The 22,785-nt window shown below is 34.1% G+C and carries 19 protein-coding genes and 3 tRNA genes; 6 read left to right on the top strand and 16 right to left on the bottom strand.

Annotated elements, in window-relative coordinates:
* Positions 1 to 37: 37 nt before the first annotated feature.
* The 3 genes from QZ659_RS07360 to QZ659_RS07350 all read right to left on the bottom strand — a co-directional run bounded on the left by QZ659_RS07360 (position 38) and on the right by QZ659_RS07350 (position 1,870).
* The gene (locus tag QZ659_RS07360) at positions 38 to 646 is read right to left on the bottom strand and encodes a TetR/AcrR family transcriptional regulator (RefSeq protein ID WP_291724218.1); all 609 of its coding nucleotides are present in this window, start codon (positions 644 to 646) and stop codon (positions 38 to 40) included.
* 54 nt (positions 647 to 700) lie between these two features.
* Positions 701 to 1,123 (bottom strand): hypothetical protein, encoded by a 423-nt coding sequence (locus tag QZ659_RS07355; RefSeq protein ID WP_291724215.1) that lies wholly within the window; start codon positions 1,121 to 1,123, stop codon positions 701 to 703.
* 105 nt (positions 1,124 to 1,228) lie between these two features.
* Positions 1,229 to 1,870 (bottom strand): vancomycin high temperature exclusion protein, encoded by a 642-nt coding sequence (locus QZ659_RS07350; RefSeq protein WP_291724212.1) that lies wholly within the window; start codon positions 1,868 to 1,870, stop codon positions 1,229 to 1,231.
* Positions 1,871 to 1,910: 40 nt separating this feature from the next.
* Here QZ659_RS07350 and QZ659_RS07345 point away from each other — a divergent pair, with 40 nt between their 5' ends.
* Complete coding sequence (locus tag QZ659_RS07345; RefSeq protein WP_291724209.1) at positions 1,911 to 2,723, top strand: hypothetical protein; 813 nt, start codon at positions 1,911 to 1,913, stop codon at positions 2,721 to 2,723.
* Between the two features lie 84 nt (positions 2,724 to 2,807).
* Here the strand turns inward: QZ659_RS07345 and QZ659_RS07340 are convergent, their stop codons facing one another.
* From QZ659_RS07340 to yajC, 3 genes are all read right to left on the bottom strand, one after another.
* Positions 2,808 to 3,980, bottom strand: coding sequence for an acyl-CoA dehydrogenase (locus QZ659_RS07340; RefSeq protein WP_412728039.1), 1,173 nt, complete (start codon positions 3,978 to 3,980; stop codon positions 2,808 to 2,810).
* Positions 3,981 to 4,123: 143 nt separating this feature from the next.
* Positions 4,124 to 4,654, bottom strand: coding sequence for a hypothetical protein (locus QZ659_RS07335; protein ID WP_291724207.1), 531 nt, complete (start codon positions 4,652 to 4,654; stop codon positions 4,124 to 4,126).
* Positions 4,655 to 4,679: 25 nt separating this feature from the next.
* Positions 4,680 to 4,976: a preprotein translocase subunit YajC gene (gene yajC, locus QZ659_RS07330; protein WP_291724204.1), complete on the bottom strand. Its 297-nt coding sequence runs from the start codon at positions 4,974 to 4,976 to the stop codon at positions 4,680 to 4,682.
* Between the two features lie 438 nt (positions 4,977 to 5,414).
* Here yajC and QZ659_RS07325 point away from each other — a divergent pair, with 438 nt between their 5' ends.
* Positions 5,415 to 6,782 (top strand): tetratricopeptide repeat protein, encoded by a 1,368-nt coding sequence (locus QZ659_RS07325; RefSeq protein WP_291724201.1) that lies wholly within the window; start codon positions 5,415 to 5,417, stop codon positions 6,780 to 6,782.
* Positions 6,783 to 6,879: 97 nt separating this feature from the next.
* On the opposite strand, the gene purS is transcribed toward QZ659_RS07325, so the two are convergent.
* From purS to QZ659_RS07310, 3 genes are all read right to left on the bottom strand, one after another.
* Complete coding sequence (gene purS / locus QZ659_RS07320; RefSeq protein ID WP_291724198.1) at positions 6,880 to 7,140, bottom strand: phosphoribosylformylglycinamidine synthase subunit PurS; 261 nt, start codon at positions 7,138 to 7,140, stop codon at positions 6,880 to 6,882.
* A gap of 607 nt (positions 7,141 to 7,747) precedes the next feature.
* Complete coding sequence (locus tag QZ659_RS07315; protein ID WP_291724195.1) at positions 7,748 to 10,681, bottom strand: MSEP-CTERM sorting domain-containing protein; 2,934 nt, start codon at positions 10,679 to 10,681, stop codon at positions 7,748 to 7,750.
* A gap of 532 nt (positions 10,682 to 11,213) precedes the next feature.
* Positions 11,214 to 11,972, bottom strand: a complete 759-nt coding sequence (locus tag QZ659_RS07310) for an RNA ligase family protein (protein ID WP_291724193.1) — start codon at positions 11,970 to 11,972, stop codon at positions 11,214 to 11,216.
* Between the two features lie 383 nt (positions 11,973 to 12,355).
* Between QZ659_RS07310 and QZ659_RS07305 the strand changes: the two genes are divergently transcribed.
* Complete coding sequence (locus QZ659_RS07305) at positions 12,356 to 13,324, top strand: acetyl-CoA carboxylase carboxyltransferase subunit alpha (protein ID WP_291724190.1); 969 nt, start codon at positions 12,356 to 12,358, stop codon at positions 13,322 to 13,324.
* 141 nt (positions 13,325 to 13,465) lie between these two features.
* Positions 13,466 to 13,984 carry a hypothetical protein gene (locus QZ659_RS07300; protein ID WP_291724187.1) on the top strand — a complete coding sequence of 173 codons (519 nt, stop codon included), beginning with the start codon at positions 13,466 to 13,468 and terminating at the stop codon, positions 13,982 to 13,984.
* Positions 13,985 to 14,032: 48 nt separating this feature from the next.
* Here the strand turns inward: QZ659_RS07300 and QZ659_RS07295 are convergent, their stop codons facing one another.
* Both QZ659_RS07295 and QZ659_RS07290 read right to left on the bottom strand, forming a co-directional pair.
* Positions 14,033 to 14,608, bottom strand: coding sequence for a DUF4199 domain-containing protein (locus tag QZ659_RS07295; protein ID WP_291724183.1), 576 nt, complete (start codon positions 14,606 to 14,608; stop codon positions 14,033 to 14,035).
* An 86-nt stretch (positions 14,609 to 14,694) separates the two neighbouring features.
* The gene (locus tag QZ659_RS07290) at positions 14,695 to 15,495 is read right to left on the bottom strand and encodes an alpha/beta fold hydrolase (RefSeq protein ID WP_291724179.1); all 801 of its coding nucleotides are present in this window, start codon (positions 15,493 to 15,495) and stop codon (positions 14,695 to 14,697) included.
* Positions 15,496 to 15,669: 174 nt separating this feature from the next.
* Here QZ659_RS07290 and QZ659_RS07285 point away from each other — a divergent pair, with 174 nt between their 5' ends.
* On the top strand, positions 15,670 to 16,323 hold the full coding sequence (locus tag QZ659_RS07285) for a metallophosphatase domain-containing protein (protein ID WP_291724176.1): 654 nt from the start codon (positions 15,670 to 15,672) through the stop codon (positions 16,321 to 16,323).
* 1 nt (position 16,324) lies between these two features.
* Here the strand turns inward: QZ659_RS07285 and ppk1 are convergent, their stop codons facing one another.
* Entirely contained in the window at positions 16,325 to 18,544 is a 2,220-nt protein-coding gene (gene ppk1, locus QZ659_RS07280; protein ID WP_291724173.1) for a polyphosphate kinase 1, read from the bottom strand.
* A 221-nt stretch (positions 18,545 to 18,765) separates the two neighbouring features.
* Between ppk1 and QZ659_RS07275 the strand changes: the two genes are divergently transcribed.
* Entirely contained in the window at positions 18,766 to 19,365 is a 600-nt protein-coding gene (locus tag QZ659_RS07275; protein WP_291724170.1) for an arylesterase, read from the top strand.
* A gap of 74 nt (positions 19,366 to 19,439) precedes the next feature.
* Here the strand turns inward: QZ659_RS07275 and QZ659_RS07270 are convergent.
* The 4 genes from QZ659_RS07270 to QZ659_RS07255 all read right to left on the bottom strand — a co-directional run bounded on the left by QZ659_RS07270 (position 19,440) and on the right by QZ659_RS07255 (position 22,650).
* Positions 19,440 to 19,523 (bottom strand) — tRNA-Cys (locus tag QZ659_RS07270).
* Between the two features lie 421 nt (positions 19,524 to 19,944).
* Positions 19,945 to 20,016: transfer RNA gene (locus tag QZ659_RS07265), tRNA-Leu, on the bottom strand.
* A gap of 419 nt (positions 20,017 to 20,435) precedes the next feature.
* Positions 20,436 to 20,509, bottom strand: a tRNA-Ile gene (locus QZ659_RS07260).
* A gap of 359 nt (positions 20,510 to 20,868) precedes the next feature.
* Entirely contained in the window at positions 20,869 to 22,650 is a 1,782-nt protein-coding gene (locus tag QZ659_RS07255; RefSeq protein ID WP_291724167.1) for a T9SS type A sorting domain-containing protein, read from the bottom strand.
* Between the last annotated feature and the right edge of the window lie 135 nt (positions 22,651 to 22,785).

The following is a 22,785-nucleotide window of genomic DNA, read 5'->3' as shown; positions in this document are numbered from 1 at the left end:
CTGAAATAAACATCTTCAAAGGCGAGCCATTGAACTACTAAACCTTAATTAATTGATGAAATTGCTGAATAAGCTGATGAACTTCTGTATATTTTTCTACATTCCAGTCTGACAAAATCAAGACGTGAAACTTAAAGCCATCTAGCATAAAATAAAAATGTTTGGCAAGTAAACTCGCCTCTACATCTGTACGAACTTCACCCTTTTTCTGTGCTGTTTCTATTATTTTTTGATAAGTTGCTAACTCTGCATCTAAAAGCCTTAATGAACGCTGTTTGTGATGCTCAAAAAGCTTCATTGCTTCCAAAATAATATTCATGTAATTGGCAGTAAAGTCAAGCTCTAGTCGCTGCATTACTTTCAATACCTCTCCATTTTTATTGTCAATATATGCCTGTACATTTTCCAAGAAGTTTTTTTCCTCTGACGGTTCAAACTTCACGACAGGCGAAGCAATCTCAAAAAAATATTTTTCGATAGTTGCATCAAAGAGTTCTTCTTTTCCTTTAAAATAATGATAAAACGCTCCCTTAGAAACTTTAGAAGCCTTCACCAATTCGTTTAGTGTTGCTTTTTCGTAACCTTTTTCTAAGAAAACACGGAACGAACTTATCAGAATATTGTCTTTTGTCGGATTGTCTGCCATAAATTTTTATAATGCTATCGTCAGTAGAACCACCGACAATGTTTTATTGAAAATTCAATTAGAAGAAATTATTTTGATTTCAAAAAGTACCAAACTCAAAATTATGATAATCTCAAAGGTAAAATAGGCAATCCCTAAAACTGTTAGAGTGTCATAATGTGTCATCAATAAAAATGACATCACTACGCAATACAAAATATTGCCAGCAATGATAACTTTTAAAAAAGATTGCCATTTTCTTTTAGGTTTTCCTGTCTCATCAAATAGAAAAAAAGAACAAGACAAAGAATAAACGGCATAAAAAATAACTACACTCGCCAAAATAAACAGAATATTTTTAGGCATTCCGAAATATTCTTGTAGCAAAAAGCCAATTCCAAATAGAGAAAGCGATGTAACTAACGCACCTGCACCATCCATTAAGAAAATGACTTTTGGATTTGACCTGACTTTTTCTACTGCCGTTTGAAGTTTCATTTTGTTTTTATTTTCTCACTCTAAAGAGTGAGCTATATTTATAAACCGACTGTTTGGTATGTATTACGTGAATATAAATAAAATTGTTTTGATTTTCCTTATTTTCTATGGAATTTTAATTTTTTTACCTAAAAATTTGGGTTCTTTTCCTGTCAGATAGTCTATGAAAACTTTCACACGAGCAAGCTTTTCTCTAATTTTCGTTTTGAGACCATAGCGTCCACTCACATCTTTTGCATTAAAACCAATTACTTCCATTCCTTCCAAGTGAGCTAAATAAATAGCTCTTTCATTATGAAACTTTTGAGAAATAACCATAAATGTACTCTGTCCAAAAATTTCTCTTGCTCTTACAACAGAATCTAGGGTTCGGAAGCCAGCAAAATCCATGAAAATCTTATTTTCTGGAATCCCTCTGTCTACCAAGTCGTTTTTCATGTCTTCTGGTTCGTTGTAATCCTTTCGGCTGTTGTCGCCACTAACAATAATGTACTCTATCTTCCCAGTATTATAGAGCCTAGTAGCAGCTTCAATTCTGTATTTGTAGTACAGATTTTTATTTCCGTTAGGGAGAGTTTTTATTGTACCCAAAAGCAGTCCTACTTTTCTTTTTGGAACTTCATTTATATCATAATATAGGCTCTCCTTCGTTGTTGATTTAATGAGGTATTCAGCTATGGAAATACTACCTGCTGCTCCAGTTATCAAAACTAAAAGAAGAATCATTAATTTTTTGAGGTATTTCATTGAGTTTTGCTTTTAAAAAATTATTATAAATTTACCACCTATGTATCTAATTAAAAAACTTGTATTGTTATTGCTATTCGCTCTTCCTGCTCACAATGTTTTTTCATGTTTGGGGGCAGAACAATTAAAAACTTTTCCTATTGGAATTTATGAAGGAAATATAATTACTATAGATATAGAAATCCTAAGAACAGAATCTAATACTTTACGCAACGCAAACATACCAGATGATGCATATTATATGGCTTGGGTATTACAAAGCCACATTTCTATCTACGATTTAGAACAAAATTTAATCTCTACAAAACGACAAGACTCTGTTGTTATTTTTAGACCTACATATATAGATAAAGTTACTGAACTTTATAAAAAAAGTAGAAGGAAAGTTTTGAGGAAGTATAGAAAAATAGAGTTATTACAACCTAAAAACTTAACTTTTTATAGTTTAGGCTATTTTGAAGAAGATTCTACAGCATTTCCAAAGAAAAGAAATATTAATGTTTTATATGACAGTCTAACAAAAGAATATTCTGCTTTTCATCAACAAAAAAAATATTCTTTACCACTATTAACAGATAGTACACATTACTTTATTCCAGACGATTTGGACGAGTATAGGAATACACATCTATATCCAGGAGGAATTAGTTCAATGAGTACTTATACAAGTAAAAATTACGAACTCATAATAATTCACTTGCAAGGAGGTATGGGAATGGGAATATCGATGTTTGAAAATAGAAAAAAATATGAAGAAGCATTTTCAAAACCTAAAAACTCTGCTCCTATTTATGAAGAGGTTCTATTTCCACATGCCTTTGGAGTAGATGTATTTTTAGCTAAGAAAAAATGATACAAAAAATAAAGACACTTTACTTACTATAAATAAAGTGTCTTCTTATTTCTCACACTAAAGTATGAGCTACTTAAATACAAATTAGTCTTTCAAAATATGTCTTGAAATAACAATTTTCTGAATTTCAGAAGTTCCTTCATAAATTTCTGTGATTTTGGCATCACGAAGCATACGCTCTACGTGGAACTCTTTTACGTAACCATAACCACCGTGAATCTGAATGGCATCAGAAGTTACTTCCATCGCAATTTTAGAAGCATAGAGTTTTGCCATAGCTCCAGAAAGAGAGTAATCTCCACCAGCGTCTTTAATTTGAGCAGCTTTCAAGCAAAGTAAACGAGCAGCCTCTACTTTTGTAGCCATATCAGCCAATTTGAAAGCGATAGCTTGGTGTTTATGAATTTCTTTACCAAATGTTTTACGCTCTTTTGAATATTTGATAGCCAATTCTAAAGCTCCAGAAGCAATACCTAAGGCTTGAGAAGCAATACCGATACGTCCACCATTTAAAGTCGACATAGCAATATTAAAACCTTGTCCGTCTGCACCTAAACGATTTTCTTTAGGCACTTTCACGTCTGTAAACATAAGTGAGTGTGTGTCTGAACCACGAATACCCATTTTGTCTTCTTTCTTACCTACTACAAAACCATCCATTCCACGCTCTACAATGATACAGTTGATGCCTTTGTGTTTTTTCTCTACATCAGTTTGTGCCATTATTAGATAGATAGAAGCACTTTTTCCGTTCGTAATCCAGTTTTTTGTTCCGTTTAGAAGATAGTGGTCGCCTTTGTCTTCTGCTGTTGTGCGCTGTGAAGTCGCATCACTACCAGCTTCTGGTTCAGAAAGACAGAATGCACCAATTTTTTCGCCTGATGCAAGTGGTTTTAAGAATTTTTGTTTTTGCTCTTCTGTTCCATATTTTTCTATCGCCCAACAAACAAGTGAGTTGTTTACTGACATACAAACAGAAACTGAAGCATCTACTTTAGAAATTTCTTCCATTGCCAAAACGTAAGAAACTGTATCCATTCCACTTCCTCCATATTCTGGGCTAGTCATCATTCCCATAAAGCCAAGCTCACCCATTTGTTTGATTTGCTCTGCTGGAAACTCTTGCTTGTTATCTCTTTCTATTACACCTTCCCAAAGTTGAGACTGTGCGAAATCTCTTGCTGCCTTTTGTACTTCTGCTTGCTCTTCTGTGAGTTGGAAACCCAAAACTTGTGGAGTATCTGCTACTAATGCCATATATTTTTATTATGTTAAACCATTTGTCGGAGCACAAATGATGTGTGATGTTTTATTTTAAAATCAGACAAAAATACAAATTTTCAATCAGATTTGAAAGTTGTTAAGTCCTTATTTTTAAGCCTTTTGTAAATGATTTTTATTTACTGCTTAGAGAAGTTTATAGTAAGATTTACTGTAAGCGTGATAGGAAATGCAAATCCTGTAATTTGCTCGGCTATCTCTGCTGGAATCGTAACATTTGTACTGTTCTGAATAGCAAGCTGTGTATCTGTAAGTGAAGTTACTTCAAAAGTTTGTAGGCTTGCAAGTGTTTCTGCATCTATAAAATCTGTGAGTTCGCCTTCTACTAAACCAGTGAAAGTAAGTGTGCTGCCATTTTCTGAAAGTGTCCAGTTACCTTGTTGCTGATTATCTCCTTCTCCAACTACAAACGTTCCGTCTGTATTAAATATAATGGTTTGTCCTTCTATACCTTGTGTTGGGTCAAAATCATTTGTCAGACTGTCTGGCAATGTTCCTAGTGGAGTAAGTATTTCTGTATCAGAACTGGTTACTACCCACGTTTTGTTTTCTAGTTGTTCTTTTGGTGTTGGCTCTTCATCTTCTTTTTTACACCCAGAAAAGACTACTAGAGATAAGATAAAAACTAAAAATAGATTTATATTTTTCATTTGATTAAAATTTGATATTGAATAATTATTTTTTGTCTGCTGTTGCTCCAAATTCATAAGAAATAGCTGTTTTGTCTAATTTAAGACGCACTCCTTTATCTACTTCTACAGTAACAGTTGTTTCGCTTACATCAACAATTTTTCCGTGTATGCCTCCTGTCGTAACAATTTTCATTTCTCTCTTTAAAGATTCCAAAAATGATTTTTGTTTTTTACGCTGTTGCTGTTGTGGGCGAAGTAAGAAAAAATAAAATACAGCGACCATTCCAACAATCATCAGAATATTTGCCATTCCTGTACCATCCATTGCTTGTAATAACATACGTTTTGTTTTGTTTAGTGAATTAAGAGACAATTATGAAATAAAAATTACGCATTACGAAATCATAATTAACTATCAATTATTTATGAGGTGTAATAAAAGCAATATCAATTCACTTGTATTCTTTAATGTATTAGTTGTTGAGGCAAAATTACTAAAAAAAACAGTCATTCAGTTTTTTTTACTACAAGGTTTATCTTTTAGCTTCATTTTGGCTGATTTAGCTCATTTTCTTTTATCTGAAAAATAGAGGGTTTTGTCTTAAAGACAGTTTGTGTTTATCGAAAACGAAGCCTATTTGGTGTTTTGGCAAGATTTCTTGCGTGGATTTTGAATAGTATCTAGCAATTCTGAACAAGAACAAATTCATAAATTTTTTAATACAGAAGACAAAGATATTTATATACCAAGCACAACCAGCTACAAGATTTTTCAATTATGATGAACTATATTCTCTACAAATCGGAAGAACTTTTCTACCAGCTATTTTCAAATAGTAGTCGTTATCGTAAGACAGCCGAAGCTATGAATGCTGCTGACTATTATGAGTTGCAAGCTGTATTAGAATCGCACTTAGAAAGAGGGTATGGGTATGCAGAGTTTCAAAATTGGAACGATGCTATCAGAGAATTTGAAAAAGTAATTGCCATTCATCCTAACCATACAGAAGCTCTTTTTGGCTTGGCTGTTTCATACTATAATCGTTGGCTGGATTATGGCAAAGCAAAAGACAAATATCGTGCAGCAGGATTGGCTCGTCGTTGTGTGGACAATCAGCCACAACATTATAAGGCAATGCAGCTTTTAAGTCAGATTTATAAAGGAGCAGCTTTAGAAGAAGCAATGAGAACACGCTCTTGGCATACCAATATTATGATGGGACTTGTAGGCGTAATGTTTCTTTCTGGAAGTTATTTGGGATATAGTTATTTAGAACAAGAAAATAATGTACTGAGGTTTGAAGAGCCTCTAACGCTTACTGATATAAGTAACAGCACAGCAAATTTAGCTTTTGACAACAACGACTCGCCGATGCAAGCAGAAGGCTCGTTGCAGTCTATAACAATTTTGGAAGACGAAGGACTACATTTGCCTGTAGAGTGGATTATCAATCCTAAGTTTGAGGGTTTGAAACTAGAAGTAGAACAATCAAAATTCAAGAATTTTAATGGAGCTTATTCTTACAACTTATTAGCAGATTTATATGTAGCAAGTGGAGCAATCTCCAATTTAAAATTAAAAATTGAACTGTTAGACAGAGACGGACACGCCATAGCACAAGACGTAGTACAGGCAGTAGAAGCCTTTGACCCTGTGGCTAGAAAAGGTGAATCTATTCCGTTTCGTTATTTGGAATATAGAGAAGAATTTGTTGAAAATGCAGCTTTGGTAAGAGTAAGAGTAGAAAAAGTAGAGTATGGAGAAAATACGACTATCAATACTGTTCCTGTAAACTTAGAATGGAATGATATGAGTGATTTTAATCCAAATATTTTACTTGCTGAACGTGTTAGCAATTTGCAAAATGTTGAAGAGAATGGAAAAGTTGGGGCATTCCATCACGTAGAATGGGAAATCCAAAATGCTACGGAAAAAGGACATATAGAACTTTTACAAGCTGAAATCAACTGGTTAGGACATCAAGGACAAGTTTTGGATAGTAGAACAACTTATTTTATAAACTCATCTGAGCCAACACTCAAAGCCAACCAAATTCGTAGTATCGGAAGAGCATACCGTTTGGAAGGCATCAAGAAAGAAGATATTGCTCGTTATTCGGTAACGATAAAAGAAATTGAAGACTAATAAGAACTTTAAGATTAAGGATAGGATAGGATTGAAAAAAGCGTAGGAATTTTTCCTACGCTTTTTTTGTGTTTTAATGTTTTTATAAAAAAGCAAACTATGCCATTTCTACTTCAAAAATTTCGTATTCGTAATATTCCATAATCAGATTGGCAAGAAGTTTTTTACAAGCCAGTTCTACTTTTTGTTCGGCTTCTGCTTTGTTTTCAGCTTCTACTTCCAACTGAATATGCTTTCCTATTCTGACGTCATGAACCTGAGTTACTCCCAAGTTGTCTAAGCCTAATTTTACAGCTTTTCCTTGTGGATCTAAAATTTCTTTGAGTGGCATTACGTCAATTTCTGCTCTGAATTTCATAGTGTATGTAATTTTGAGTATTGATATTTCTGAAATAATAACAAATATACGGACTAAGTCTGTAATCTCTTTCTTTATTTTACGTAGAAATACGAATCTATCAGTTATCATCTAAAAATAAATAGATTGAAAATTAACTTTTGTTAAGATTATCGGGTTTATTTATACTCTATAAATAAAAAATATTTTTACTTTTAAATTGCTGATAATCAGATGTTTATATAGTTTTTAAAAAAATATTCTGTTTTTTTTTGAAAAATCCTGTAATGATTAGGTGTTTTTTGACATTAAGTAGTATAAGGGGATATATTTAAGTCCTTCGTTTGGTAAAACTTCATTTTAAATCCAAACAGGCAGTAGGTCAGAGAACATTTCTTTTTTAAAAGATTGAGGAAAATTTTAAGGGGACGAGTACTCAAAGAAAATTAAAGGAAGTATATAGTAGGGTCTTGGGGAATATTCTATCTATGTATTAAAAATCTCTGACCTCCTTAATTTGAAAATATCTATTCATAATAGATAAAAACGGTAGTATTACAAAATTACTAAGGGAATCAAAACCACAGCTCTTCATCTGAAGAGTGTGGTTTTTTTTATGCCCTCAAAATTAGCCTACTATCATTTTGTGATACTTTACCAAAATAAATAGAACAAAAATACCTATAAAAATCCACAGACTAGGTTCAGACGAACGTCTTGTATCTGTCAAATCTAAAAAGCGTTTTCCATTCAAAACTTCTTCCTGCTTTTTCAAAAGTGCTTTTCGTTGTGATTCGGTTTCCAAGACCATAAATGTCGTAACTGGTGTGAGCAAACGAGCTGTAAAACTCTTCTGGACTTGCTCTAGCCAGCGTTTATCAGATTGTGTAGGGTAAAGAGCCATTGTTTCATTGAGATTTTGAAGTGAAAGAGCTTGCTCATATTTGTTTAGCTTCTCAAAACTTTCTAAATCTGCGCTTGTAATCTCTTCTGTTTTTTCAAAATCTTTTAGAGGAAGAAGTGTTCCGTTTTGAGTAGAAATGGGTAAGAAATACGTTTCATTGTTTTTTTCAACTTGCCTAATCTGCTGTAAAGAAATTTTATCTACTGGTTCACCAAGCATTTTAAAATATTCGAAGTTCTGTGCCATGAGGCGATTATTAGAAGCTAATTCATAAAAATCAAAGCCTTCTGGAACATAGTTTCTCCATTCGTGGAGCGAACCTGCCCAAACGCCATCTTCTAGTTCATCACTTACCACTACAATGATGGGCTGTGAAGCAGATTCAGCACTCAAGTTTCTCAAATAACTCTCTAACCAAATCGTCTTGACAACCTTTTCTAAGAAAAAACCACCTTTATTATTCTGTTTTAAATATTCTTCTTTCCAGTTATTTTTATCTAGTTCATTTACTTCAAAATCTACACTTGTAAATCTTGTTTGCAGAGTTGCTGCGTCTCCTTTGGGTAATGGATTTTCTGCTAAGAATTTTTCTATCCGTTCAATATACTTTTCTTTGCCTATTCCTCCGTATTTTGAATTGTCTAAGATGAAATGATAATATGGCTTTCTTGTGATTTTCTTTGCACTTTGAAGCTCACTAGCAGAAATATAGTTTGAATTTGATGTTGTTTTATAATCTAAGTCATTTTTTTCTGATTGAACATTTACACCAATTCCTTCTGTATCTGTAATCAAAACTCTATCACTCAAATCCTCTTTGTTTCCTAAAAAGACAGTTGTAGAATCATCAATTTTGAGTTCAAAAGGTTCTGCATGGAGAATTTCGAAGCCTGTCTTTCTATACTCGTCTCTGACAAACGGAAAGACACGAAAACCAATTTTTCCCTTGTCGTTGTAGTACATAATTCCAGGGTCTCTGCGTGCGCTCACAATTTGGCGATAGACCCAAAGAGCCGTTTTCTTTTCTGCCAAAAGTGCTTCTACTTTTTCTTCTCCGACATACAAATAATAATTGCTAATAAATGCTCCTTGTGGTAAATCGAAGAAAGTAGCATATTCTCGCTGTCCGAAACCATTTTTTTCATTGTGTAAAACTACATCTATTTGACTAACCCAAGCGTTTTGTTTCTCATCGAAATAAGAAGTTATGGCAGTAGAATCTATTTTTACTGATTCGTCTCCTCTTCCTGTTTGTAAATCTCTGTTTTGGTCTGTAAACCATCGCCATGTGTTTTTCGGTTTTGGCATATCTTCCCCTACAAATACGTTGTTCAAAAGATTGATTTTTGATTCTGAAAGTGTCATATTATCCAACACTATCCACTTATAAAAACTATCTAAAAGTGGTACACCATCGTTTCCAACGGCAAACCAGTTTCTATCTCTTCTAACTTTGAAGTTTTCTATATGACTTAATGTATTGGCAATAGAATTAGGATTTGGTACACTTTTGCTTTCATCATAATCAGAAGCGTAAAGGTAGTCTAAGCCTTTGTGTAGCTGAATTTTATCGTAATATGTGCTGATAGAAAAGGCGATGGGAATACATAAAGCAGCAATCAAAAAACTAGAAATAAGTGTAAAACTAGAATAGCGTTTTAATAAATACTGATAATCTTGATACAACTGTTGGGCATGAATCAGAAACAAAACAAGTGGTGTGAGCATCAAAAGACCAAAGCCAATAATAACCATAATCACAGAAAGAGGCGTAAACGGCATAAAAACCACCATAAAATATACTGTGTAAGGGAAAACAAAGGCTTTTAGAACAAAATGAACAAGACGAGTTTTGTAAGATTTGAATGTAGAGGAAGGCAAAATCAAGACAATAGCAGCCAAAATAGCTAATCCAAAGAACCAGTAGCTTTGAAAATTCCCCAAAGGATTATCCATTTCTTTGGACAAATAAAGCCCTAGAAGGGGACAAACTCCAATAAAAAAAACTTCTAAAAATCTACGAAGATGAGGGAATTTTTTGCGTTCATAGACCAAATACACCACTCTAAAAAGCCAAAACAATGCAGCAATAATAATAGCCGACATCAGAATCGTCATGGCAAACTCTGTAAACTTATACGAAAAAGCTCTATTTAAAACTGGAACAAGCAATGTAATAGAAAGATAAATACTTAGAGGAATCGCAATAACAGCCCAAAGATGGTATTTTGCTTTTTGTTCTCGGTCAGTAAAATAAACTACTCCTACCACGATAGCGTGCAGCATAGCAGGAAAAACAAACATTCCCATAAAACTCTGTACATCTGTAACGCCTTGAATCCAAGTAGGGACAGAACGAGGAACTAAATCTTTAGACTGCAAATAATAGGAAAGAAGTAGAAACAAATAAATGGCTACTGTTGCAACCGACCAAGTTCCATTGACAGGTTTTGAGTGGTAGGTTGAATAGGTGGCATAGGCTGCTTGAGTAATGATAATTCCTAGAAAGCTGAAACCATAGAGATACCACATATTTACTGTATTTTCATCTAGTTCCATTCCAAAAACTTGAAACGCATTGTAGTAGATAATGAAAAGAGTAAGCTGTGGCAGAACAGTAGAAAAGAATATCCAACGAGGGTGCAAAAATGGATTCATAAGGCAATGGATAATGTAGAATTGAAAATTGACAATTCATACTATAGATAATTTATGATTTGATATTTTGAAGGCAGTAAGTAGTAGTTTACTGTTTTTGATAAAACGAAATATTCAAAGTCAATAATTTTTCATTAGTAATTTTAAACTTTTCATTTTAGGACTTTCACAAGTAACTTTTTTAAGTAGTTGATTAGTACAATTTAGTTTATAAAAACTATTGTCAAGGTCTGTTTTTTTCTTCGAAAAGACCCTTGACAAAGTTAAAATTCAACTTTTTATAAAATTGCACTAGCTTTTGAAAATAACAAAATTATACCAGCTAACTACTTAATAGAAGAATATTTATTATGTCGGTCTGCCCTACGGGACTGACCTTATTTTCATACTTAGGTCAGCCCGAAAGGGCAGTACCGAAGGAGTAACAAAATAAAACTTGGTAAGCAATCGATTTTGCAAAAGTTCTACATTTACTCAAAATACTAATTTTCTTTCTCTTTTGATGCAGAAAATAAGCAAATTGCATAAATTTTTATTCTAACAAATACTCATACTTTGGCAAAATTCCATTCAGAATTATGTTGTCATTGTCCAAATGAAGTCCATCTATTTTATCTGGTCTGACATATTTACAGAGATAATCTACTTCATTATTTCTCTCCACTCTATAAATTAGCCCTTCAATTTTTTCGTTTTCCAATGCTCCGTGATATGATTTGTCTTGGTCTAAAAACTCTAATGCTTTCTGAACAGGAATAGGATTTCCCAAACGAATAAGTCGTGGCACAACAAAAGCAAAAGGCAAAACACGCAATAAAAAACTATGATAATTTAAGCGTTTGTTTTGAGGGGTAAAAAAATCAAAAATTACAAAAGGCTCGTGTGGAAGCTGATATTTTGTACCATGAACCACTAAAAGCCATTCGCCCACAACTCGCTCTCCTTCGCCAAGCATATCAAAAAAGCGAGTGTAATTATGTTTTACAAACCTAACAAAATATTGATGTGTTGGATGAATAGAGGTTTCACAGTCGTGTCCAGACCTACTCAAAATTCGTAATCTGTTGTTTAGCTTCACAACTCCGACATTTGCACCATCTAATTTTTCTTGTACGATAATCAAATCTTTATTGTCTCTCACTTCCAATGTGGCGATGCGCTCTTGTCCTTCTGGAATATGATGTTCGCCTTTTCCCAAACGAGAACTTGGCAAATGAGGAATACTGCCATAATTGGAATGTCCTAAAGGTTTGATTCTATTTTTTGAGTTTTGTCTGATTTTTTTACTCATTTCTTTTTTTTTTGGAATAAAATACTTATTTGATTTGAAACTAGAATTTATGGTTCGCTCCTACGGCGCTTATGATTATCAATGACTATTTTGGCTACCAATGGTTTGCCTCTAATAAGGCTAAAAAATAGCCTTGTAAGGGATTACCATTGGTAGAAATAATATTTTCGCAAATTCAAGTTCCGTAGGAACAAACCTTGAATCACCACGCAGTTATTCTTTCATATTTGACGAAGGTCAAAAGTGAGTTTTTGTTGTACATCTTGTATTTGGCATTTTTTATATAACTTTTTCTCATTCTTTTTTTAGTATATTTGCAGTTGATTTTGTCAAAAAACGGATGTCATCTCCTCTATATTTTATCAGTTTATTTATTATTTGTTATGTTATTAGATTTTGAAAAACCCATTTTTGAATTAGAAGAAAAGTTACAAGAAACTAGAAGCCTAGCTGCTCAAAACAATATGGACGTTAGTCAAGCAGTAACTTTACTAGAAGAGCGTATCCAACATTTAAAGAAGGAAACTTTCAAAAATCTAACACGTTGGCAAAGAGTACAACTTTCTCGCCACCCAGACCGTCCGTACACACTAGACTATATTGCTCATCTGACAGATGATTTTATAGAATTGCATGGTGATAGAGGCTTCGGAGATGATAAAGCTATGATAGGAGGAATTGCTACTATTGATGGACAATCAGTAATGATAATCGGACAACAAAAAGGACGAAACACCAAACAAAGACAATATCGTAATTTTGGAATGGCAAACCCAGAAGGATATAGAAAAGCATTGCGTCTCATGCAACTTGCCAATAAATTCGGAATGCCTATTCTTACACTTATAGACACCCCTGGTGCGTACCCAGGTATTGAAGCCGAAGAAAGAGGGCAAGGAGAAGCCATTGCAAGAAACCTAAAAGAAATGTTTTTGATAGATGTTCCTATTATTTGTATCGTAATTGGAGAAGGAGCTTCTGGTGGAGCTTTGGGTATTGCAATTGGAGATAGAGTTTGTATGCTTGAAAATACGTGGTATTCAGTTATTTCACCCGAATCTTGTTCATCTATTTTGTGGCGTAGTTGGGACTACAAAGAACAAGCTGCTAGTGCGTTGCGCCTTACTTCTTCTGATATGTTGAAATTTGGACTAATTGACAAAATCATTGAAGAACCACTAGGAGGAGCGCATCGTTATCAAGAAGAAACTATGCAGAGAGTGAAAAAAGAAGTTTTGAGTATGATAGCAGAGCTTTCTAAGCTAGACAGCAAAACACTAAAGCAACAGCGAACAGAAAAATTTGCTAAAATGGGAGAGTTTGAGGAACAACAAGCAAGCCAAGTGAGCTAGACTGGTCGTTGGTGGGGATACCAACAACAGCTAGAAGAAGAAACAACAGGTTAACAAAGCAAGTTAGGCAAACATAGAAATAGATAGGAGCAATGAATAAGTAATTTTAAATTTTAGGAGCTGCATTCAACTATATATAAAATGAAAAAGCTACAAAATTTTTATTCTTCTCAAGATTGGGACTTTAATCAGCGCACTTATATTTTACCCTTCAATAGCAAACGATTACTTGCTTATTTGAAAAAACTTACCAAACCTTATGGAGAAAAGCCTAAGCGTAAAAAAGACTTTGAACGTTATCGCTTCACTGGAAAAATAGAAAATAATACGTTTAGGCTTTCAAGAACTGTTTTAGAACCTAATAATTTTCTCTGTGTGGCAGAGGGAAGAGTAGAAGCTACTTCAAAAGGATGTTTTGTTCAAATCAAGTACAAAACTTTCAAATTTACTAGAATATTGATGTGGTTTTGGGGACTTTTAGGACTTTTCCTAACGCTTTACTTTAGCATTTATAAAATAAATGCTCTTTATGCCGTTTTGATAGGTATTTTTACAGTTGCTCACACAGCTGTTTGTGTTTTGAGTATCAGAAGGCAGAGAAAGATATTAGAAGATATTTTTGATGAGGTTTTCAACGCCTACAACGAATTTCTAAATTGATATAGACATCAATTAGACAGGGTTTTAACCCTGTCTAACAACAGGAAATTACCAAGTTTCTTTTGAAGAGCTATCATCTATAATATCATCATCATATAAAAACTCTCCGTCTTTTGGTTTGCGTTGTACAAAAATAGCTGCTAAGAGAGAAATCACAAAAAGAACAACTGCTCCTGTCATAAGTCCTTGTAAAAATGGCAAATACGGATTTTCTTTAGCTTCTTTTAAGCCTTTACGAGCCTCTTCTATGGCTTCATCTACAGCATCTTCTGGCATTCCCATACTTTCCATCATAGATTGTGTTTTCTCTAGCGTAACTCTGCCTATTTCTTCATTATATTCTGGAGCAATAAAATTATTGAAGACAAGGTTATAAGTACTACCAATAGCAAAACTTACCATCAGAGCAACGAATACCAACTTTACAGCATCAAAATACTTAATTACACCTTGTGTATTCTTCTTTAAAAGATAACTAACAAGGACAATAGAACCAATTGACAAAATAAATGAAATAATACTGTAATAGCTTAAAGAAAACTCTGCTCCCATCAGATAACCAAAAAGAGCCAATAGACAGTTCAGGACGCCTAAAATAATACCATAACGAATTGATAATTGCATAATAAAAGCTAATTTGTTGAATAAATAATGTTATTTATATTGATAAGTATCAGAAAGATAATTAAACTTACAAAATTAGTTGGCTTTTAAGGTTTCGTTTCTTCCAACATTTTCAAAAGCATATTTCTGACAGTCTCTTGATGTGTCCACGGAATAAAATGGTTGGCTTCTGGTAGTGTAGTCAGTTCAAAAGGAACTTTGCCTTTTAGTTTTTCTTCCATAAACGTAGCATGTTCGTAAGGAACAATCTTGTCTTTTTTTCCATGTAAAACCATTATAGGTACTCTGATTTTATCAAAATCATTTTCAATCGCTTTCAAGTCTGCTTGAAGATGTAGCATTTCTTTATTTGAAACCGTAAGAGCTGTAGGCAGCCACCAACGCACAAAAATAGACTTAGCAGCACCATTGTACCAACGAGGAACAGTCAGTTCGGCTGAAGAAAGTCCTGCCAAAATCACTACTCCACTTATCATATCTGGATAATCCATCGCCATTTGTAGTACCACAGAACCACCGTAAGAATGTGAAACTAAAATAGGCTTTTGCTTGGTAGAATCTTGAAATTTCTCTAGCACTCCTTTATAAAAACGAGCTTGTTCTTTCAATACTTTTTCATAATTTCCAAAATCTGATTTTCCGTAGCCTGTTCGGTCTAAAGCAACCATATTGGCTTTTTCTAAGAGTATAGAGTCTTTGAAGTAATCTAAAAATGCACTCCAATCTCCTGGTGAGCCGTGTATAAAAAATAGTGTTGGAAGTGAATCATTTCCTATCTTGGCATAATGAATTTTACGCTCTTCGAAATTGATGTAATCAAAAGTAGGTTTGAGTTTTTGGTCTTTAAATTCTTTTCTAACTTTTCGGTCGCTGATTCGAAATTGCATACAACTAGAAATGGCTTGTAAACCAATGATAAAAAGTACAAAAATATAAGTTCGTTTCCTTCGGAAAATGGTTTTGAGAAAATGCCTCATAAAGCAATTAAAAATTAGTATTATTACAAAAAGTACCTATTAACTGTTTGATTTTCAAAATAATTATTCTAACCTATACAAGCTATGAAAATTCTATTTATTTCTGATACGCACGGACAGCACGCCAGTCTTAAGTTACCAAAATTAGACAAAGAAACTGAAAGTACGATGCTCATTCATACAGGAGACATTAGCAAGCGAGGCAAGGAAGATGAAGTTAAAGACTTTTTAGAATGGTTTGAAATTCAAGACTATACTTATAAAATTTTTATTGCAGGAAATCACGATTTTTTATTTGAAATGAATCCTACGTTAGCAGAGTCGCTCGTTCCAACAAATTGTATCTACTTGAATAATTCTGCTGTGGAAATAGAAGGTATAAAAATTTGGGGTTCGCCTATCACGCCACGTTTTTTCGACTGGGCATTCAACTGTGATAGAGGCGAAAAAATTAGACAACATTGGAATCAAATTCCAAAAGATACAGATATCCTCCTCACACATGGTCCTGCTTATGGAATCTTAGACCAAACCATTCAAGGCTTGCAGGTAGGTTGTGAAGAGCTTAGTGAAGTGATTGGAGAAATAAAACCAAAAATACACGCTTTCGGACACATTCATGAAGGCTATGGAATGACAAATCATTCTGATACGACATTTATAAATGCAAGTGTACTAGATATTCGTTACAAACTCAAAAATGAGCCTGTTTTGTTAGATTGGAAAGATTTCAAATAATTTACTTCAAATCACTTTCAGAAGAGTTATACAACTCCACGTTATTCTGTATGCGTGGTGTAATCAGTTTTTGATTAGGTTTTAAAAACTCTTCGTATAAGTTGGCTTTACTTACAGATTCGGGTGTGATGTGAAAAAATTCTTCGTGTTGATTAAAAACAGGCTCATCTTCTGCTCTTTGATATTTATAATAACTGCTATCTTCTTGCAAAATATAGCTATTCATTGTGTCTTTAAGGTTGTAGCAAAGAAGATTAATAATTTGTTGCTTTGCATTTTCATTGAGAAGTAAAAACAACGATTCTATTCTTCTATCAAAACTACGTACCATAGCATCTGCACTACCACTATAAATTTTAGGGTCGCCGTTGTTATGAAAATAAAAAACTCGTGAGTGTTCTAAGAAATCTCCTACTATTGAGCGTACATTTATATTTTCACTTAATCCTTCTCTTTTCGGACGAATACAACAAATTCCTCTCACAATAAGCTCAATCGGAACGCCAGCTTGTGAGGCTTCATAAAGCGCATCAATAATTAACTTGTCTTGTAATGAATTTACTTTGATACAAATTCCTGCTGGCAATCCGTCTAGTGCATTTCTTGCCTCTCCTTGAATAAGCGCAATAAGCTGATGACGCATAAAATTTGGAGCAGTCAGAAGTTGCTCATAGCTATCTGGGTCGGAGTGTCCAGTAATAGCATTGAAAAATTCTGAAACATCTCTAGCATAGATTTCATTGGTGGTCAGCAGTCCTACATCTGTGTAAAGTTTGGCAGTAGATTCATTGTAATTTCCACTAGACATGTGAACATAACGTACCACATGGTTGCCTTCCTTCCTTACCACCAACATTATTTTTGTATGCGTTTTGAGCTGTGTAATTCCATAAATTACAAAACATCCTGCTTGCTGTAATTTTTTTGCTTCTCTGATATTATTTTCCTCATCAAAACGAGCTGTTACCTCAAACAAAACAGAAACGTGTTTGCCATTTTCGGCAGCTCTCAAAAGTGCAGATGTGATTCTTGAATCTTTAGCTAATCTGTAAATTGTTGTTTTGATAGCCAAAACATTTGGGTCTTCGGCAGCTTCTTCTATCATCTCCAAAACAGGTTCCATACTGTTGTAAGGATGATGCAGAACAATATCTTCTTTCTTTATTCTATCAAAAATACTATCGTCGTGGCGTTTCTTTTGTATGTTTTCTTCTTGGCGTAAAAAGGCAAGTGGTTTTACAGGTTCTTGTGGTAGAGGTAAAAATTCAGATAAATCTTTATGCCCTACGATTTGCCATAGGCTAGTAAGGTCTATGAGCTTTTCTATTTCAAAAACATTATCGTCTTCAATATCCCAACGAGATTTTAATAGACTAAGCATCCACGTAGAATAATTTGACTCTATTTCTAAACGTACTACACGCCCTGTTTTTCTAGTTTTGAGCTTTTGCTTTACTTCCTGTACAAAGTCGACTTCCATATCGTCGCTTTCATCTAGTGTAAAATCGCCATTTCTAGTAATACGAATCAAACTCACTCCCAAAATATCTACATTTCTAAAAAACTTATAGATATATTTTCTAATAATTTCCTCAATAGGAAGGAAAATAACTGTCTCTGCTCGGTTGAGTTCGAAAAAGCGTGGAAGGTTTTGAGGGATTTGAATAAAAGAAACTTTTCTACTTGCCTTGCTTGCTCCCTTAATGTTGGTAACAACTCCAAAGACCAACAACTTATTCATCAGAATTGGAAACGTATGGTAATTATCATAGACCATTGGCGTAAGCATCGGAAAAATAGTATTCTGAAAATAATCAGCTACTTGTTGTTCTTCCTCTTTTAAAACTTCGTTGCCATCTATAATTCTAAAATTATTTTCTCCACATTGAGGCAAGAGTTCTTTCAAATATTGATATTGCTTCTGAACAAAATCTTGACTTTCTTGTAAGAGCTTCTGACGAAAAGGAAGTTCACGCAAGCCAGAATAGTCTAAACGCTGTTTGTTGTAGTCCATATAGTTGTAGAGACTACCCACACGAATCATAAAAAACTCATCTAAATTAGAAGCTGTAATGGCTAAAAATTTAAACTTCTCCAAAATAGTACGACGCTCTGCTCTTACTTGGTCTAAAACTCTATAATTGAACTGAACCCAGCTCAAATCACGACTTAGGTACTGACTCTGCTCAATTACTTCTTCTATTTTTTCTGGAGAAATCATATTTTAGAGGCTTCTATAGATTATTGGATGGCTATTTTTGATGTGATATACAAATTACAAAAAAAACTGTGTAATGGTCAAGTTGTTTTCTTTTTTTTAAAGTAAAACTACCAAACTTCATAGGCTATTAATATCCTCATAATTCACTAAAATAATGTATCTTTGATAGCTTCAAAGCAAAACTACTTTTTTATCTCTTACTTACTTTTATAAAAATAGCCATGAAGAATATTCTATTCTTTGGCAATAGCCTAACAGAAGGGTATGGCTTAACGTTAGCACAAGCACCTCCTGCCCTTCTACAAAAAAAAATTGATGAATATGGATTACCCTACTTGACCATAAATGCAGGGATAAGTGGTGATACTACACATGGTGCAATTATGCGTTTGCCTAATGTTCTTCAACAGCAAGAAGTAGATATTTTTGTGCTTGAACTAGGCATAAATGACCTTTTTAGGGGGATTCCACCTCAAAAAATGGAACAAAATCTAATACAAATTATTGAACGCACAAAAGTACAATATCCTACTGTATTGATTGTATTGGTAAGAGTAGAACTTCCTTTAGAATTACTTATGGAATTTGGGATGATGGGGCAAGTAGCTGCTCAGTATATTCAATCTTATCAAAGTGTATATGAAAAGTTAGCAAAAAAATATAATTTACCTCTCATTCCTTCTTTACTAGATGGTGTAATGGGAGAGACACACTTGAACCTCCCTGACCGTTTGCATCCTAATGCAGAAGGTTATAAAATTGTAGCAGAGACAATGTGGAAAACTATATATCCTATTTTAAGACAGACCTATACAAATTGAATATTTTTTAAGACGAATTCAAACTTTCACACATATAAAAAAATGGACAGACACCTAACCTATGTGCCTGTCCGTAACAATAGTGGGAATCGAACCCACAAGCCTTTCGGCACTTGACCCTGCATTCAAGCGCGTTTTCCAAGTTTCGCCATATTGTTGGATGTAACGCTTCTTAAGCATTACGTATTTTCATCTGTCTCTTATTACCTATTTACAACAGATGACCCTTGCTCTGCCACTGAGCTACGCCCCCAATTTGAGTTTATATTTGTTGTGGAGGCGAGAAGATTCGAACTTCTGCGCTAGGTCACACAATCAGTAATCAAAAACAACATAAAAATACATTTAGACTTACACTATGAGCAAAAAACTTAAACTGATAGCAAATAAATTATGCTCTGACCAATCAGAGTGCCAGTCTATGAAACTAGCAAATTTATCTACTTTTTAAAACGAAATCTAAGTCTTAGGCTATACTCATTTTCTTTTATATTTTAATTTACTCACTTTAAAGAGTGAGCTATATTTTTTCTAATTTACAAAAAAAATGGACAGACACCTAACCTATGTACCCGCCCGTAATGAAAGTGGGATTCGAACCCACGTCTTTCGGGTCTTGAGCCCAACGCCTAACCTCTTGGCTATTTCATTGGCTGTAATGATTGTTAGTCATTACTCATTTTTATAGTTTTTTTAATTATCTACTCACGTCAAATGACCTTTGCTCTGCCACTGAGCTACGCCCCCAGTTTGAATTTGTATTTGTGGAGGCGAGAAGATTCGAACTTCTGCACTGGGTCATATATACCAATAATTAGAACGATATAAAAATGCTATTACACTTACACTATGAGCAAAAAACTTAAACTGATAGCAAATAAATTATGCTCTGACCAATCAGAGTGCCAGTGTATGAGACTGGCGAACCTATCTACTTTTTAAAACGAAAGCTAAGTCTTAGGCTATACTCATTTCTTTTATATTTCACGTTATCACTCTAAAGAGTTCGTTATATATTATTTTCAATTTACAAAAAAAATGGACAGACACCTAACCTATGTGCCTGCCCGTAATGAAAGTGGGATTCGAACCCACATACTTTTGGTTATGAGCCAAACGCCTAATCCACTTCGGCTATTTCATTGGTTGTAGTATTCTATAACTACTCATTTTTAAAAATCATACAGACGATTTACTAACATCATAACTCTTGCTCTGCCACTGAGCTACGCCCCCAGTTTGAGTTTATATTTGTGGAGGCGAGAAGATTCGAACTTCTGCACTAAGTCATATATACCAACCCTCTGCATTTTTAAAAATGCTATCAGACTTACACTACGAGCGAAAAACTTAAACTAATAGCAAATAAATTATGCTCCGACCTATCAGAGTGCCAGTGTATGAGACTGGCGAATCTATCTACTTTTTAAAACGGAAGCTAAGTCTTAGGCTATACTCGTTTCTTTTATAAATTTACTTTACAAGCACAACTATATTTCATAGCTAAAGAAATAGTATCTTATATTGCTTTATAAAGTGTTGATGCTGTACTCGTAATATATAAAAACCTTTTAAGCTTCCTAAGCCATTCCAAACAATACCACTATCTGAAAGCTGAGTAAGCTCTTTAGCAGCAATAATATTTCCAGATAAATCAATCAGTTCAAGTTTGACTTGTTGAAATTCAGAATTAAGTCTAATTGTTAATTTATCTTTTGCTGGATTTGGATACACATCTACTTCTTCATTATGATAATAACTTTTTACATGTCTTATCATAGAAAAACTATAATTACCATTAGCATCCACTTGCCTTAAACGATAATAATTTCCCCCATCTATGGGAGCTACATCTATCCATTCGTAGTTTTGTACTTTATTAATTGTGCCTTGTCCTGCTATCGTACCAATAACTTGAAAAGAATTTCCATTAGAAGAACGCTCTACGAGGAATTGATAATTATTATATTCAGAAGCTGTTTGCCAACGTAGTAGAACATCACTCTCTTTTGCTTCTGCATTGAAAAAAGTGAGAGAAATGGGCAAAAGTATATTACAATCTACAGGGCATTGTTCTGTAGCAGAACCAGGCATTACTTGGTCAATATTATTCTGAGCACAATAACGCACTTCTGAAAAAGCTGTCATATCTTGTGTAAAACCTCCTGGTGTTACGGTTTGGATATCAATTTCTGCACAGTTTTGAGCTCCACAAATAGAGTTTAGTCTGTCGTTGGAGTTAAATGTACCGACATCTAGGCTAGAGTTTTCACCTAAAACTACTCCATCTTCATCAGCTTGTGAAGTAATATCTAATTGATCTACTTGAATCCCACCTCCACTATCATCAACACCAAGATTAAAAATAGACGTACCTTCATTGTCAATAGTTAGTGTTCCATTAATATCAATAAGTGCCGTAGGCGTTGCATTAACAAGCCTTATAGCTCGGTTGGTTAAATCAACATCACCATTAATGATTATAGTACCATAATTGAGTATTGAGACATTATCATCTAAGGCAAACCCACTATCTATCGTTAGAGTAGTACCACTTTTGACTATAATCGTTACGGGTTCTTCATTATTACCTAAGTCTAGGTTTGAGATTGTAGCATCACTACAAAAAGTTACAACAGAACCGTCTCCTACATCTGAAGCCGATAATGTAGGTATTGTTCCTCCATCATCATAAAAATAATCTATTTGTTGAGCATTTGTTCCATTTATGTCTGTAGAGCCTGTAATTTCAGTATTTCCTACTGGACAAACTGGTTCAGTTGGTGGTAATACAGGAACTATACAAGGAAAATTAGTAATAGCGTCATCTTCACATAGACTACTGGGTTCGCCCACATTATTTCCATTGTTTGCATTACAAGAAACGGCTCTTGGACCAGCTATTACTCTACAATCTCCGTCTGACCATATATTATTATTCCCAGGGTCAATTTGTATCACGTTATTGTTTCCTGTATTTCCTTCAGCAGATATAATTCCACTCTCACCCACAGTTACACTAGACGGACAGTCTAAAAATAGTGCTGGGCGTCCTCCAGCTCCGCCTTGGTCAAAGCTAAGAACACCATCAACTAATATATTCATTTCTACCCTAGTACCACCACCAGTATAGTTACTGGTAGTTACACGTACTTCAATACCAAAAGGAATAATGACATCATCTCCATCTCCATCTCCAGGAACACTTCCACAAGACCAGATACTAGGGTCTTCCCAAATACCAGTAGCTGTGGCTGTACATTGTGCAGCATACAAAGTATGCATAGATAAAAAGCAAAATAATATGAGTAAGTAAGTGCATTTATTCATCTGATTATGAGAGCTTTGTGGTAATTATTTTCATTTCTTGAAAAATTAACAAAAATCAATCCACCTCCTATTTTAACTTTTTTTATGCTC

It is taken from the genome of Bernardetia sp., assembly GCF_020630935.1.
Lineage (GTDB): Bacteria > Bacteroidota > Bacteroidia > Cytophagales > Bernardetiaceae > Bernardetia.
This window is presented reverse-complemented; position numbering and strand designations above follow the sequence as displayed.